Source organism: Streptomyces sp. NPDC049879 (assembly GCF_044461265.1).
GTDB lineage: Bacteria > Actinomycetota > Actinomycetes > Streptomycetales > Streptomycetaceae > Streptomyces.
Map to the genome: position 1 here is coordinate 19,449 of NZ_JBITKT010000013.1, position 14,942 is coordinate 34,390.

Genomic DNA, 14,942 nt, shown 5'->3' on the forward strand with positions numbered 1-14,942 from the left:
CCTTGACCTTCGCGTAGCGGGGACAGGATTTGAACCTGCGACCTCTGGGTTATGAGCCCAGCGAGCTACCGAGCTGCTCCACCCCGCGTCGTGAGATGAACTCTACGCCACCGCGCGGGCCAGACCAAACGCGGCTCCCCCGCACCCCGCCCCGGCAGCCGGATCAGCCGTCAACTCAGCCTCACAGCAAGCTTGTTGACCTTGCAACAGATGTCGGGGAGGTTTACGGCACCGGGACGGGCCGCTATGTTCGACAGCCCATGGGAGCGCTTCCAACCCCCACCCAGACCGTTGCGCCGTCCCGGAAGGAAAGATCCTTGCTCTCCCCACGAGCCGCACTCACCCCCACACCGCTGCGCCTGCTGGTCGCCGCCGGTGCCGCGTTCGCCGCCCTGGTCGCCCCCGCCGTACCGGCCACCGCCGCCCAGGACGCCCCCGCCGCCGCCGACCTGCCCGACGACTCCGTCTTCCTCAACTACCCCGACCAGGTCCACGCCTGGGTCGCCGCCAACCCAGGCGACCCCCGCCGCCCCCTCATCGAGAGCCGCATAGCCAGCCAGCCGCAGGCGCTGTGGTTCTCCAACTACGAGCCGGGCAGCGTGACCGCCGACGTGTCCGCCATCACCGGCGCGGCGGAGCAGGCGGGGCAGGTGCCGGTCCTCGTCTCGTACATGATCCCGAACCGCGACTGCGGTGGCGCGTCCGCCGGGGGCGCCCCCAGCTTCCCGGCCTACCTGGAGTGGACCGAGCGCTTCGCCGCCGGGCTCGGCGACGGCCCCTCCGTCGTCGTCCTGGAGCCCGACTCACTCGCGCTGACCACCTGCCTCGGCCAGGCCGAGCGCGCCGAGCGCTTCGCGTCGCTCGGCGCGGCGGCGGACATCATCCACGCCGCCAGCCCGCAGGCCCGCGTCTACTTCGACGCAGGACACTCCGGCTGGCACGCGCCGGGCACCATCGCCGCCGTCCTGAACGAGGCAGGCGTCACCCAGCACGCGGACGGCATCTACTCCAACGTCTCCAACTACCACACGACGCAGAACGAGACCGCCTTCGCCGAACAGGTGCTCGCCCAGCTCGGCGACCCCGACCTCCGCGCCGTGATCGACACCAGCCGCAACGGCAACGGGCCCGACGGCGACGCCTGGTGCGACCCGCACGGCCGCCTCGTCGGCCAGAACCCGACCGCCGCCACCGGCAGCGACCGCGTCGACGCCCTCCTGTGGATCAAGCGGCCCGGCGAGCTGGACGGCTGCGACGGGCCCGCCGGACAGTTCTCGCCCGACATGGCGTACGAGCTGGCGGGCGGCTGACACCCACCCGGGCGACTCCGCACGGTTCACCCGTACGGGTGCCGATCTGATGCCCTGACGGCGCGCCTCCGCCACGCTGGCGGGAGCGCGCCGTCCGGCCGTCCGGCCGCGGGCCGTCCGAGAGGAGAACGCCCATGAAGGCCGTCCAGTACCGGGAGGTCGGTCAGCCGCCCGAGGTCGTCACCGTGCCCGATCCGGAGCCGGGGCCTGGGCAGGTCCTCCTCAAGGTGGCCGCCGCCGGGGTCTGCCACTCGGACATCGCCGTGATGAGCTGGCCCGCCGACACGTTCCCCTTCCAGCTGCCCATGACGCTGGGGCACGAGGGCGCGGGCACCGTCGCGGCGCTCGGCGACGGCGTCACCGGCATCGCGGAGGGCGACCTCGTCGCGGTCTACGGCCCGCAGGGCTGCGGCCGGTGCGCGCTGTGCATGCAGGGCAAGGAGAACTACTGCCTGCGCGCCGCCGAGCTGGACATCAACCCGCCGGGGCTCGGCGCGCCCGGCGCGATGGCCGAGTACCTGCTGGTGGACGACGCGCGGTTCCTGCTGCCGCTGGACGGCCTCGACCCGGTGAAGACCGTCCCGCTGACCGACGCGGGCCTCACCCCGTACCACGCCATCAAACGGTCGCTGCCGAAGCTGGTGCCCGGCAGCACGGCGGTGGTGATCGGCGCGGGCGGGCTCGGGCACGTCGCGATCCAGCTGCTGCGGGCGCTGACCCCGGCGCGGGTGATCGCGCTCGACGTGGCCGAGCAGAAGCTCGAACTGGCGAAGAGGGTCGGCGCGCACGAGACGCTCGTCTCCGACGACAAGGCGGCCGACCGGGTGAAGGAGCTGACCGGTGGCCGCGGCGCGCAGGCGGTGTTCGACTTCGTCGGGGTGCAGCCGACCGTGACGCTCGCGGGCGCCGTCACGGGCGTCGAGGCGGACGTGGCGATCGTCGGCGTGGCGGACGGCGCGCTGCCGGTCGGCTTCGGGCGGCTGCCGTACGACGTGTCGGTCTTCAGCCCGTACTGGGGCAGCAGGGGCGAGCTGCACGAGGTGCTGGAGCTGGCGCGCGCGGGCGCGGTCGACGTGCACGTGGAGACGTACAGCCTGGACGAGGCGCCCGCCGCGTACGAGCGGCTGCACGAGGGCAAGGTCAACGGGCGCGCGGTGATCGTGCCGTGAGCGGCGGAACGCGGGCGGGGACGGCCGGTGGGCCGCCCCCGCCCGTACGCGTACCGGCCGGTCAGTCGGTCAGGTCCACGCCGCGGGCCGAGGTGGCGCCGATCTCGGAGGCGATCTCGGTCAGGACGGCGGCCGGGATGGTGCCGTCCACGGTGAGGGCGATCAGGGCCTCGCCACCCTCCTCGGCGCGGGCGACCTGCATGCCCGCGATGTTGATGCCCGCCTCGCCGAGGACGCGGCCGAGGGTGCCGACGACGCCCGGGCGGTCGGTGTAGCGGAAGAACGCCATGTGGTCGGCGACGGCGAGGTCCACCGTGTGCGGGCCGATGGCGACGATCTTCTGGAGGAACTTCGGCCCGGCCAGCGTGCCGGAGACCGAGACGACGTCGCCGTCCGTCAGGGTGCCGCGGACGGTGATCAGGTTCCGGTGGTCGGGCGACTCGGAGCTGGTGGTCAGCCGCACCTCGACGCCGCGCTCCTGCGCGAACAGCGGCGCGTTCACGTACGACACCGTCTCGGCGACGACGTCCTCGAAGACGCCCTTGAGCGCCGACAGCTCCAGGACCTTCACGTCGTGCTGGGTGATCTCGCCGTTGACCTCGACGTCGAGGCGCTGCGCGACCTCGCCCGCGAGGGCGGTGAAGATGCGGCCCAGCTTCTCGGCGAGCGGCAGGCCGGGGCGTACGTCCTCGGCGATCACGCCGCCCTGGACGTTCACCGCGTCGGGGACCAGCTCGCCCGCGAGCGCGAGGCGGACCGACTTGGCGACGGAAATCCCGGCCTTCTCCTGGGCCTCGCCGGTGGAGGCGCCCAGGTGCGGGGTGCCGACGACCTGGTCGAACTCGAAGAGCGGCGAGTCCGTACAGGGCTCGGACGAGTAGACGTCCAGGCCGGCGCCCGCGACGCGGCCCTCCTTGAGGGCGCTCAGCAGGGCGGCCTCGTCCACGATCCCGCCGCGCGCCGCGTTGACGATGCGGACGGACGGCTTGACCTTGTGGAGCGCCTCGTCGCCGATCAGGCCGAGGGTCTCGGGGGTCTTGGGCAGGTGGACGGTGATGAAGTCGGCGGCGGCGAGCAGCTCGTCCAGGCTCACCAGCTTGACGCCCATCTGCGCGGCCCGCGCGGGCTGGACGTACGGGTCGAACGCGACGATGTCCATGCCGAAGGCGGCCATGCGCTGGGCCACCAGGACGCCGATGCGGCCGAGGCCGACGACGCCGAGGGTCTTCTCGGCCAGCTCGACACCGGTGTACTTGCTGCGCTTCCACTCGCCGTTCTTGAGCGCGGCGTTGGCCTGCGGGATGTTGCGGGCGGTGGAGATCAGGAGGCCGCAGGCCAGCTCGGCGGCGGTGACGATGTTCGACGTCGGCGCGTTCACGACCATGACGCCCGCCTTGGTGGCGGCGGAGACGTCCACGTTGTCCAGGCCGACCCCGGCCCGCGCCACCACCTTGAGGCGGCGCGCGGCGGCGATCGCCTCGGCGTCCACCTTGGTCGCGCTGCGGATCAGGATGGCGTCCACGTCGGCGATCGCGCCCAGCAGCTCGGCGCGGTCGGCGCCGTCGCAGTGGCGGATCTCGAAGTCGGGCCCGAGGGCGTCGACGGTCGCGGGGGAGAGCTCTTCAGCGATGAGTACGACGGGCTTGCTCACGGTGTCTCACAGATCCTTCGGGGATGGCCGCGTCCCGACGGCCGAGGCGGGGAGAGGTAGGCAGCCACGAGAAGACGCACGACGCTGTGAGCCTGTGACGCGCTTCGTGCTGTGAAGTGTATCGGCGGTGCGGCGGGTCCGGCTGCCGGTGCCGGACCCGCCGCCCGATCGAGCGAACTCCCGCGGTCGTGAGGGGGATCGGGGAGGCTCAGGCCTCGTCGTCCACCCAGCTCATGAGTTTGCGCAGCTCCTTGCCGGTGGTCTCCAGCAGGTGGTCGGCGTCGGCCTTCTTGTACTCGTTGTACTTGGGCAGGCCCGCGTTGTACTCGGCCATCCAGTTGGTGGCGAAGGTGCCGTCCTGGATGTCGCCCAGGATGCGCTTCATCTCGGCCTTGGTCTCCGCGGTGATGACGCGCGGCCCCGACACGTAGTCGCCCCACTCGGCGGTCTCGGAGATGGACCAGCGCATCTTCTCCAGGCCGCCCTCGTACATGAGGTCCACGATCAGCTTCAGCTCGTGGAGGCACTCGAAGTACGCGATCTCCGGCTGGTAGCCGGCCTCGACCAGCGTCTCGAAACCGGCCTTGACCAGGGCGGAGGTGCCGCCGCAGAGCACGGCCTGCTCGCCGAAGAGGTCGGTCTCGGTCTCCTCGGTGAAGGTCGTCTTGATGACGCCCGCGCGGGTGCCGCCGATGGCCTTGGCGTACGACAGGGCGAGGGGGAACGCGGCGCCGGTGGCGTCCTGCTCCACGGCCGCGATGCACGGCACGCCGCGGCCCTCCTCGTACTGGCGGCGCACGAGGTGGCCGGGGCCCTTGGGGGCGACCATGCACACGTCCACACCCGCCGGGGGCTTGATGAAGCCGAAGCGGATGTTGAAGCCGTGGCCGAAGAAGATCGCGTCGCCCTCGTTGAGGTTGTCGCGGACGGACTCCTCGTACACCTTGCCCTGGATGGGGTCCGGGACCAGGATCATGATCACGTCCGCCTCGGCGGCGGCCTCGGCCGGGGTCGTCACGCGCAGGCCCTGCTCCTCGGCCTTGGCACGGGACTTCGAGCCCTCGTGCAGGCCGACGCGGACGTCGACGCCCGAGTCACGGAGCGACAGCGCGTGCGCGTGGCCCTGGCTGCCGTAGCCGAGGACCGCGACCTTCCGGCCCTGGATGATGGACAGGTCGGCGTCGTCGTCGTAGAACAGCTCGGCCACTTTCAGTCTTCTCCTCTATGTCTTTCACATGTCTTCCGTACCCCGGCCCGGCCCGGCCCGCGGAAGGCGGGCGTGGGCGGCGGGGCAGGGTGCTGCGCGGTGGTCGGCCGCCGGTACCACCGTATGCCGTGGCGGCGGGCGGCCCGTGCCGGTCTCGCTATGCGGATCGGTCGAGTGCGCGCAGCGACCGGTCGGTGATGGACCGCGCGCCGCGGCCGATGGCGATGGCGCCGGACTGGACCAGCTCCTTGATGCCGAAGGGTTCCAGCATCCGGAGCATGGCCTCCAGCTTGTCGCTGCTGCCGGTGGCCTCGATGGTCACGGCCTCCGGGGCGACGTCCACGGTCTTGGCGCGGAACAGCTGGACGATCTCGACGATCTGGGACCGCGTGTCGTTGTCGGCGCGGACCTTGACCAGGACCAGCTCGCGGTGGACGGCCGCGCCCGGGTCGAGTTCGACGATCTTCAGGACGTTGACCAGCTTGTTGAGCTGCTTGGTGACCTGTTCGAGGGGGAGGTCGTCCGCGCCGACCACGATCGTGATGCGCGAGACCTCGGGGTGTTCGGTGGTGCCGACGGCGAGGGAGTCGATGTTGAAGCCGCGCCGGGAGAACAGGGCGGTGATCCGGGACAGGACCCCCGGCTTGTTCTCGACCAGGACGGACAGGGTGTGCTTGGGCATGTCGGTTCGCTACCTCGTCGGTGGGTCAGTCGTCGCTGTCGCCGAAGTCGGGGCGCACGCCCCGGGCGGCCATGACCTCGTCGTTCGAGGTGCCGGCGGCGACCATCGGCCAGACCATGGCGTCCTCGTGCACGATGAAGTCCACGACGACCGGGCGGTCGTTGATGGAGTTGGCCTTCTCGATCACGGCGTCGAGGTCGGCGGGGTCCTCGCAGCGCAGGCCGACGCAGCCCATGGCCTCGGCGAGCTTCACGAAGTCGGGGACCCGGGTGCCGGCGGCCGACCCGTCGTGGAGCACGGTGTTGGAGTAGCGCTGGTTGTAGAACAGCGTCTGCCACTGCCTGACCATGCCGAGGGCGCCGTTGTTGATGATGGCGACCTTGATCGGGATGTTGTTCAGGGCGGCGGTGGTCAGCTCCTGGTTGGTCATCTGGAAGCAGCCGTCGCCGTCGATGGCCCACACCGTGGTGTCGGGGCGGCCCGCCTTGGCGCCGAGTGCGGCGGGGACGGCGTAGCCCATCGTGCCGAGGCCCCCGGAGTTCAGCCAGGTGCCGGGGCGTTCGAAGGGCAGGTAGTGCGCGGCCCACATCTGGTGCTGGCCGACGCCCGCCGTGAAGATCGTGTCCTGCGGGGCGAGCTGACCGATGCGCTCGATGACCTGCTGCGGAGAGAGCGACCCGTTGTCCGGCAGGTCGTAGCCCAGCGGGTAGGCGTCGCGCCAGGCGTCGAGCTGCTGCCACCAGGCGGCGTAGCGGGACAGCGCGTCGGGGCCGCGGCTCTCGGCGGCCTCGTCGCCGCGCAGGGCGGCGGCCAGGTCCGTCAGGACGTCCTTGGCGTCGCCGACGATGGGCACGTCGGCGAGGCGGATCTTGCCGATCTCGGCGGGGTCGATGTCGGCGTGCACGATCTTCGCGTGCGGCGCGAAGGAGTCGATGCGGCCGGTGACGCGGTCGTCGAAGCGCGCGCCGATGGCGAGGATCAGGTCGGCCTTCTGGAGCGCGGTGACGGCGGCGACCGAGCCGTGCATGCCGGGCATGCCGAGGTGCTGCCGGTGGCTGTCGGGGAAGGAGCCGAGCGCCATCAGCGTGGTGGTGACCGGGATGCCGGTCAGCTCGGCGAGGTCCAGCAGCTCGGCGGACGCGCCCGCCTTGACCACACCGCCGCCGACGTACAGCACCGGGCGGCGCGCCTCGGCGACCAGCCGGGCGGCCTCGCGGATCTGCTTGGCGTGCGGGCGGCTGACCGGGCGGTAGCCGGGCAGGTCCGTGGTCGGGGGCCAGGTGAACGTGGTGGTGCTCTGGAGCGTGTCCTTGGGGATGTCGACCAGGACCGGTCCCGGGCGGCCCGTGGACGCGATGTGGAACGCCTCGGCGATGGCCCGCGGGATCTCCGCGGGGTCGGTGACCAGGAAGTTGTGCTTGGTGACCGGCATGGTGATGCCGCAGATGTCGGCTTCCTGGAACGCGTCGGTGCCGATGGTGGCGGTGACGACCTGCCCGGTGATCGCGACCAGCGGGACCGAGTCCATGTGGGCGTCGGCGATCGGGGTGACGAGGTTGGTCGCGCCGGGGCCCGAGGTGGCCATGCAGACGCCGACGCGGCCGGTGGCCTGGGCGTAACCGGTGGCGGCGTGGCCCGCGCCCTGCTCGTGCCGCACGAGGATGTGGCGGACGGCCGTGGAGTCCATCAGCGGGTCGTAGGCGGGGAGGATCGTGCCGCCGGGGATGCCGAATACGGTGTCGGCGCCGACCGCTTCGAGGGAACGGATGAGGGACTGGGCGCCCGTCATGGTCTCGGTGGCGGCGGCGGGCTGCTGTGCTCCGCCTCGGGGGGCCCGTGGCTGCGGCTTCGGTGCCCCGGTGGCCTGCTCGGTCATCGGCGATCTCTTCTCGGGGAATGAGGGTGGTGACGCGGGGGTGGGCGGTGGCCGGGATCTCGCCGGCCGACCGGTCCTGTGCAACAAAAAACCCCTCGTGCCGCTAGGCATGCGAGGGGGAGCGCGTCGCTGGGGGTCCGGGAGGTTGTCCCGGGGTCAGCGGACGCGCCGTCCAAGTACGAGAATTCGGGAGTGCATGGCACTGACACTGCTCCCCCGTGCCGTCGCATGTCAAGCGGCCGTGAAGGACGTCTCACTATGTGGGCTTACTAGGTGGGCCGAGTATCCGGGGCACCTGCGGGGGGTGCGTGACGGTGGCGTGAGGTGGCTCCGGCGGGCATCTCAAGGGGCAGGTCACGGGGCATTTCCCGGGGGGTGCGGCGGGTGGCGGGCGGCCCGGCCAGGGCGGCGGACGCGGCGGCGACGGCGGGCAGGGCGGTGCCGGGTGCGGTGCGGATCACAGGGGCGGCCGGGGGCTCGGTGGCCGCCTGGCGGGGAGTGCGATCCGGCGGGGTCCGGGTCGCCGTCGGCGGGGTGGGAGCCGGGGTGCTGGGGGTGGGGGCCGCCGTGCCGGGCACGGGGAGGCGGCCTTCGGTCAGGACGCGGTGGAGCCGGCCCGCGTCGAGGGGGGCGCTGAAGGCGAGGCCCTGTGCCTCGCGGCAGCCGAGGGCGCGCAGCTCCGTCGCCTGGTCGGCGGTGTCCACGCCGTCCGCGAGGCTGGCGATGCCGAGGTCGGCGGCCATGCGCAGCAGGGCTCCCGCGACGGTGCGCAGGACGGCGGAGCCCGGCAGGCCGTCCACCAGGTGCCGGTCGAGGCGCAGCAGGCGTACGGGGAGCCGCTGGAGTGCCGCGATCCCGCTGCCGCCGCCGAGGCCGCTGAGCGCGAGGGTGATCCCGAGGCGGCCCAGGTCGGCGACGCGGCGTGACACGTCGGCCGCCGCGAGGACCGCGCCCGCCTCGGGGATCTCGATCATGAGGGCGTCCGGGCCGAGTCCGTGGCGGCCGAGGAGCCGTTCCAGGCGCGGGGCGGCGAGGGCGCTGTCGGCCAGGCAGGGGCCGGGGACGCGGACGGCGACGGGGACGGTGAGGCCGTCGAGGTGGCGCCTGGCCGCCTCGGCGATGGCGCGTTCCAGCAGGCGGCCGGTCGGGCCCGGGTGGTGCGCGGCGTCGGCGGCCTGGTCGTGGCGTGTGCCGTCCGGGCCGGGGAACTGGGCCGGGACGCCGTGGCCGCGCGGGCGTCCCGCGGTCGCGGTGACGGCGGTGACGCGGCCGTCCGCCAGGTCCACGATGGGCTGGTGCAGCAGGGTCAGCGGCTCGGGCGGGCGCGCGGTGTGTCTGTGGCGCTCGGTCCAGGGGTCGTGGGCCGGGTGTGCCGGATGCACCGGGTGCACGGGGTGCGCCGGGAGCACGGGGTGACCCGCGTGGAGCGCGTTCACCGACGGGGCCGAGCGGACCGTGCCGCTGTGGAACGGGGGGCCGGGCTGGCGGTGGGGCATGTACAGCTCGACGCGGTCCTTGCCCGACTGCTTCGCGCGGTACATGGCGAGGTCGGCGTCGCGCATCAGCGCCGTCGGGGTGGCGCCTGGTTCGGCGAGGGCGACGCCGATGCTCGCGGCGATGCGCAGCTCGCGGCCGTCCACGAGGTAGGGGCGGGACACGGCGGCGCGCATGCGTTCGGCGACGGCGAGGACGCGTGTGATCCGGTCGGCGCCGCCGTGCCCGCCCGGCGTGCCGGGCCCCGCGGGGCCGCCCGCGATGAGGGCGGCGAACTCGTCGCCGCCGAGCCTGGCCGTCGTGTCCTGGGCGCGGACGGACTCCCGCAGGCGGGCGGCGGCCTGGATGAGCAGCTCGTCCCCGGCCTGGTGCCCCACCGAGTCGTTGACCGCCTTGAAGCCGTCGAGGTCGATGAAGAACAGGGCGGCGGCCCGGTCGGCGGGGCGTTCGGCGGCGAGGGCGCGGCGTACCCGTTCGGTGAACAGGGCCCGGTTCGGCAGGTCGGTGAGGGGGTCGTGCGTGGCGCTGTGCTCCAGCTGGGCCTGGAGTCTGACGCGCTCGGTGACGTCGCGGCTGTTGAGGATGAGGCCGCCCGCGTGGCGGTTCACGGTGGACTCGACGTTGAGCCAGCGGCCGTCGCCGTGCCGGACGCGGCACTCGATGCGGGTGGCGGGCTCGCGGGCGGGCGGAACGGACAGGAAGCGGCGCAGTTCGCGGCGGACGCGCAGCTCGTCGTCCGGGTGGATGAGGGCGGCCAGCGCGCCGCCGATGAGGCGGTCGGCCCGCTGCCCGTAGACGCCGCTGGCGGCCGGGCTGACGTAGCGGAGCGTGCCGTCCGGGTCCGCGATCATGATGACGTCGCTCGACCCCTGGACGAGGGAGCGGAACCAGTTCTCCTTCTGCGCCAGCTCGCGGGTGAGCTGGACGTTGTCGAGGAGGGTGAGGCCCTGGCGTACGAGCAGGGCGAGGACGACGGCGCACGCCGTGAAACCGACGACGCGGTCCACGTCACGGCCGCTGACTATGGTGATCAGGATGCCGAGCACGCAGACGGCCGCCGCCAGGTAGGGCGTCAGGGCGGCCAGGGAGCCGGCGAGCGGGCGCAGCGGCCGTACGGGCGTCTCGAACCCGGCCACCAGGGCGTCCGCCGCGTGGGCCGGTCCTGGCGGGAGGGCGGGCGCGCCGTCCGGGGGCTCCTCGCCGCGGACGACCAGCCAGGGCGCGGCGGCGAGCAGCAGGGACGCGGCGAACCACCCGGCGTCCAGGAGCTGTCCCGAGCTGTAGCGTTCGCGCAGCAGCGGCGAGGTGAAGAGCGCGTCGCACAGGACCGTGAGGATGAGGGCGCCGACGACGGTGTTGATGGCGGCCCGGTGGGCGGCGGAGCGCCGGAAGTGGAGCACCAGGACGATGCTCACGAGCGCGATGTCGAGCAGCGGGTACGCGAGGGCGAGCGCGGCGCGGGTGACGGTGATGCCGTGCCACTGCGCGGTGTGGGCGAGCGCGACGCTCCAGGACAGCGTCATCAGCGAGCCGCCGATGAGCCAGGCGTCGAGCGCCAGGCAGATCCAGCCGGATCTGGTGACGGGGCGTTTCGCGAGCATCAGCAGGCCGACGATGGCCAGCGGCGCGAACAGCAGGTAGCACAGGTCGGCGACCGAGGTGCGCGGCACCGGCTGGCGCAGCACCACCTCGTACCAGGCCCAGACGGCGTTGCCCAGGCCGATCATCAGCGACGACAGGCCGATGAGGGCCCAGCCGGGGCGGAGGTCGCCCGCCCGCCCGTGCGCGAACCACAGGCAGGACCCGGCGGCGAGAAACGCGGCGGCGCTGAGGCCGAAGTCCCCCATGACCAGGGCGGCCCCGGTCGATCCCCAGCCGAGGACGGCGCCCGCGGCGTACCCGGTGCAGACGGCGGCGAACGCCAGGCGGGGGGCGGCGCCGCGGAGGAGGGGGGACCGCGCGTTCCGTGGAGGCCGCCGGTCCGGTGACGGCCGTGGGAAGGTCTCTCGGTGGTGCATGCGCGTGTCGCCCCCCTCTCGTTCGGGCTCGCCCCGGACGGACGATACACCAGAACAGTCACTCAGCGACATAGCTACCTCACTTAAAGTGACTATAGGGGAGACCTGTTGCCCCACCCTTTCGTGCGCACTCTGTGCGGTACGGGGGTCGGACGGGGCGGGGCCCGGTCAGGCGGCCGGGGCGGCTCCGGTGCCCGTCGCCTTGACGTGGTGGACGGGCTCCCCGGCGGCGAACCGGCCGAGCTGGGCGTACAGCAGCCGTTCCGCGCGCGGCCTGAAGGCGGTGCTCGGACCGCCCACGTGCGGGGTGATCAGGACGCCGGGGGCGCGCCACAGGGGGTGGCCGGCGGGCAGCGGCTCGGGGTCCGTCACGTCGAGCGCGGCGAGCAGCCGTCCCGCGGTCGTCTCGGCCAGCAGCGCCGCAGTGTCCACGACGGCGCCGCGTGCCACGTTCACCAGCAGCGCGCCGTCCTTCATCCGCGCGAGGAAGGCGGCGTCGACGAGGCCGCGCGTGGCGTCGCTGAGCGGCACCGCCAGGATCACGACGTCGGCGGCGGGCAGGAGTTCCGGCAGGTCGGAGGTGGCGTGGACGGGGCCGCGCGGGGTGTCCCTCGCGCTGCCCGCGACGCGCAGCACACCGGCGACCTCGAACGGCAGCAGGCGGTCCTCGATCGCGGCGCCGATGCCCCCGTAACCGATGATCAGCACGCTGCGGTCGGCCAGCGCCGTGTGGAAGCCCGACTGCCAGCGGCCCTCGGCCTGCGCGCGCACCGCCCCGGGGATGCCGCGCAGCGCGGACAGGGTGAGGGCGAGCGCGAGTTCGGCCGTGCTGGTGTTGTGGAGGCTTCCCGCGTTGCACAGTTGCGCCCCCTGCGGAAGGGAGGCGACGGCGGGCAGCATATGGTCGATGCCCGCGGTGAGTGTCTGGACGACGCGCACACCCGTCATGTGCGGCAGGGGGCGGAGCACTTCCTCCTGCGGACGCATGTACGGGACCACGTAGAACGCACAGCGCGCCGGGTCCGCGGGGAACTCCCCCGGCCCGTCCCAGTGGTGGTAGGTGAGCGAGTCGGGCAGCGCGGCCGGGTCGGAGGGCGGGAAGGGCAGCCATACGTCCTGTGTGGTCATGCCGCCAGGCTATGACCCGGTTCCCGGCGCCCGGCGGGAGGGCCGCGGGGGCGGGTGCGCGGGCGGTGCGGGCGTGCGGGGCGGCGGGCCAGGGGAAGGAACGGCGGCGGGTGCGGTACAGGACGGTCGGGGCGTCAGCCCTGCGCGTGGGGGCCGTCGGTCTTGGCTGCATGCCCATGAGCTGGGGCTACTCGGCCTCGGAACGCTCCGGGGAAACGTCACTGCGCACCGTGGACGCCGCCCTCGACGCGGGCTGCTCGCTGCTCGACACGGCGGACATGTACGGGCCGTACACCAACGAGCTGCTGCTCGGCCGCGTGCTGCGCAGGCGGCGGGCCGACGCGTTCGTCGCCACCAAGGGCGGCCTGCTCGCCGGGGAGCAGCACCTCGTGACGGACGGCCGCCCCTCGTCGATGCGCCGGGCCTGCGACGCGTCGCTGCGGCGGCTGCGGACCGACGTGATCGACCTCTACCAGCTGCACCGGCCCGACCCCGAGGTGCCGGTGGAGGAGACGTGGGGCGCGATGGCCGACCTGGTGCGCGCGGGGAAGGTGCGGGCGCTGGGGCTGTGCGCCGTGCCGGGCGCGGAACGGCGGCGCGGCGCCGGTGAGCCGCCGCACGCGGGGACGCTGCGGCTGCTCGACCGGGTGCAGCAGGTGTTCCCCGTGAGCGCGGTGCAGGCCGAGCTGTCCGTGTGGGCGACCGGCGCGCTGGCGCGGCTCGTGCCGTGGTGCGCGACGCGGGGGGTGGCGTTCCTGGCGGCGATGCCGCTGGGCAGCGGCTTCCTGACGGGCACGCTCGTGCCGGGCGGCGGCTTCGAACCGGCCGACCTGCGGGCGCGGCACCCCCGGTTCACCGCCGAGATGATGGCGGCGAACCAGCCGGTGGTGGCGGGGCTGCGCCGCGTCGCGGCCCGGCATCCGGGCGCCACCCCGGCACAGGTCGCGCTGGCGTGGCTGCTCGCGCTGGGGCCGCACGTCATCCCCGTCCCGGGGACGAAGAAGCCGCGCTGGGCGGTGGAGAACGCGGCGGCGGCCGACCTGGAGCTGACGGCGCGCGACGTGGCCGAGATCGCCGCCCTGCCGCCCGCCCGCGAGTCGTGGGTGTGACGCGGCAGGCATCAAGCGGCGCGGGGCGGGGTACGGCGCTTGCCGGAGGTGTGCTGATGACGTTCCGCCATGGCACCACGTACGCGACGCTCGCCGCGCTGGCGCTGCTGCTGCCCGCCTGTTCGTCGGACGAGGGGGACGGCGAGGAGGGCGGGGGAACGCCGTCCGCCTCGGCGTCGCCTTCCCCTGGCGGGGAGCCGCCGCCGGAGGAGTCGGCCTCGGCGCCGGTGGCCTCGGTGGCGCCCGCCGAGGGATCGGCCGAGGTGGTGGGCACGGTCGCCGAGGACCTGGACGCGCCGTGGGGCCTGGTGGCGCTGCCGGACGGGGACCTGCTCGTCGGCTCGCGCGACGGCGGCGCGGTCCGGCGGATCGCGACGGACGGGGGCGGGGTGACGGACGCCGGGGAGATCCCCGGCGTGGCGGGCGGTGCGGGCGAGGGCGGGCTGCTCGGCCTGGCGCCGGCGCCCGACTTCCCCGACTCGGGCCGCCTGTACGCGTACTACACGACGGACGACGACAACCGGATCTCGACGTTCCGCTACGACGGTTCCGCCCCGGCCGGGGAACAGCTGACGCCGGACGGCGACCTCGTCACCGGCATCCCGCGCGGCCCCGCGATCCACCACGGCGGCGCGCTCGCGTTCGGACCCGACGGGATGCTCTGGGCGGCGACCGGCGACACCGACAACTCCGGGCGGCTCTCGCAGGACGAGCGGTCGCTCGCCGGGAAGATCCTGCGCATCGACCCGGCGACGGGCGGCGCGCCGCCGGACAACCCGGACCCCGACTCGCTGGTGTACTCGCTGGGGCACCGGAACGTGCAGGGGCTCGCCTGGGACTCGGAGGGCGCGCTGTGGGCGACCGAGCTGGGCGACGACACGTGGGACGAGCTGAACCTGATCGAGCCGGGCGGGAACTACGGCTGGCCCGAGCAGGAGGGGCGCGGCGGCGCGGAGGAGGGGTTCGTCGATCCGGTCGAGCAGTGGCCTCCGGCGGAGGCGTCGCCGAGCGGCATGGCGTTCCAGGGCGGCTCGCTGTGGCTGGTCGGGCTGCGCGGGGAGCGGCTGTGGCGTGTGCCGCTCGACGGGAGCGAGCCGGTGGCGGAGCCGCAGGCGTTCCTCGAAGGCGAGTACGGGCGGCTGCGGGCGGTCCTGCCCGTGGGGGACGACGAACTGCTGCTGGTCACCAACGAGACGGACGGCCGGGGCAGCCCCGAGGACGGTGACGACCGTGTCCTCCGCGTCCGGGTGAGCTGACCCGCGCCCCGCGCCCCGCGTCCGGAAGGCGACTTGTCGATC

The 14,942-nt window shown here is 73.7% G+C and carries 10 protein-coding genes and 1 tRNA gene; 4 read left to right on the top strand and 7 right to left on the bottom strand.

The features are described 5' to 3' along the window. Positions 1-14: 14 nt before the first annotated feature. Positions 15-88 (bottom strand) — tRNA-Met (locus ACIBPC_RS30670). Positions 89-317: 229 nt separating this feature from the next. On the opposite strand from ACIBPC_RS30670, the gene ACIBPC_RS30675 reads away from it, so the two are divergent. Both ACIBPC_RS30675 and ACIBPC_RS30680 read left to right on the top strand, forming a co-directional pair. Then, positions 318-1,310 (top strand): glycoside hydrolase family 6 protein, encoded by a 993-nt coding sequence (locus tag ACIBPC_RS30675; protein ID WP_398849177.1) that lies wholly within the window; start codon positions 318-320, stop codon positions 1,308-1,310. 134 nt (positions 1,311-1,444) lie between these two features. Continuing rightward, positions 1,445-2,479, top strand: coding sequence for an NAD(P)-dependent alcohol dehydrogenase (locus ACIBPC_RS30680; RefSeq protein ID WP_398849179.1), 1,035 nt, complete (start codon positions 1,445-1,447; stop codon positions 2,477-2,479). Between the two features lie 61 nt (positions 2,480-2,540). Here the strand turns inward: ACIBPC_RS30680 and serA are convergent, their stop codons facing one another. The 6 genes from serA to ACIBPC_RS30710 all read right to left on the bottom strand — a co-directional run bounded on the left by serA (position 2,541) and on the right by ACIBPC_RS30710 (position 12,535). Continuing rightward, the gene (serA, locus tag ACIBPC_RS30685; protein ID WP_362968540.1) at positions 2,541-4,130 is read right to left on the bottom strand and encodes a phosphoglycerate dehydrogenase; all 1,590 of its coding nucleotides are present in this window, start codon (positions 4,128-4,130) and stop codon (positions 2,541-2,543) included. A gap of 208 nt (positions 4,131-4,338) precedes the next feature. After that, entirely contained in the window at positions 4,339-5,337 is a 999-nt protein-coding gene (gene ilvC, locus ACIBPC_RS30690) for a ketol-acid reductoisomerase (RefSeq protein ID WP_362964591.1), read from the bottom strand. A gap of 157 nt (positions 5,338-5,494) precedes the next feature. Further along, positions 5,495-6,019 carry an acetolactate synthase small subunit gene (gene ilvN / locus ACIBPC_RS30695; protein ID WP_362964589.1) on the bottom strand — a complete coding sequence of 175 codons (525 nt, stop codon included), beginning with the start codon at positions 6,017-6,019 and terminating at the stop codon, positions 5,495-5,497. A gap of 25 nt (positions 6,020-6,044) precedes the next feature. Beyond that, positions 6,045-7,895 (bottom strand): acetolactate synthase large subunit, encoded by a 1,851-nt coding sequence (locus ACIBPC_RS30700; RefSeq protein ID WP_362964587.1) that lies wholly within the window; start codon positions 7,893-7,895, stop codon positions 6,045-6,047. A 269-nt stretch (positions 7,896-8,164) separates the two neighbouring features. Beyond that, positions 8,165-11,407, bottom strand: a complete 3,243-nt coding sequence (locus ACIBPC_RS30705; RefSeq protein ID WP_398849182.1) for a putative bifunctional diguanylate cyclase/phosphodiesterase — start codon at positions 11,405-11,407, stop codon at positions 8,165-8,167. Between the two features lie 168 nt (positions 11,408-11,575). Then, positions 11,576-12,535, bottom strand: a complete 960-nt coding sequence (locus tag ACIBPC_RS30710; protein WP_398849184.1) for a 2-hydroxyacid dehydrogenase — start codon at positions 12,533-12,535, stop codon at positions 11,576-11,578. A gap of 110 nt (positions 12,536-12,645) precedes the next feature. Between ACIBPC_RS30710 and ACIBPC_RS30715 the strand changes: the two genes are divergently transcribed. Both ACIBPC_RS30715 and ACIBPC_RS30720 read left to right on the top strand, forming a co-directional pair. After that, positions 12,646-13,644 (top strand): aldo/keto reductase, encoded by a 999-nt coding sequence (locus ACIBPC_RS30715; protein WP_362964583.1) that lies wholly within the window; start codon positions 12,646-12,648, stop codon positions 13,642-13,644. Between the two features lie 56 nt (positions 13,645-13,700). Beyond that, positions 13,701-14,900: a PQQ-dependent sugar dehydrogenase gene (locus ACIBPC_RS30720; RefSeq protein WP_398849186.1), complete on the top strand. Its 1,200-nt coding sequence runs from the start codon at positions 13,701-13,703 to the stop codon at positions 14,898-14,900. Positions 14,901-14,942: the final 42 nt, after the last annotated feature.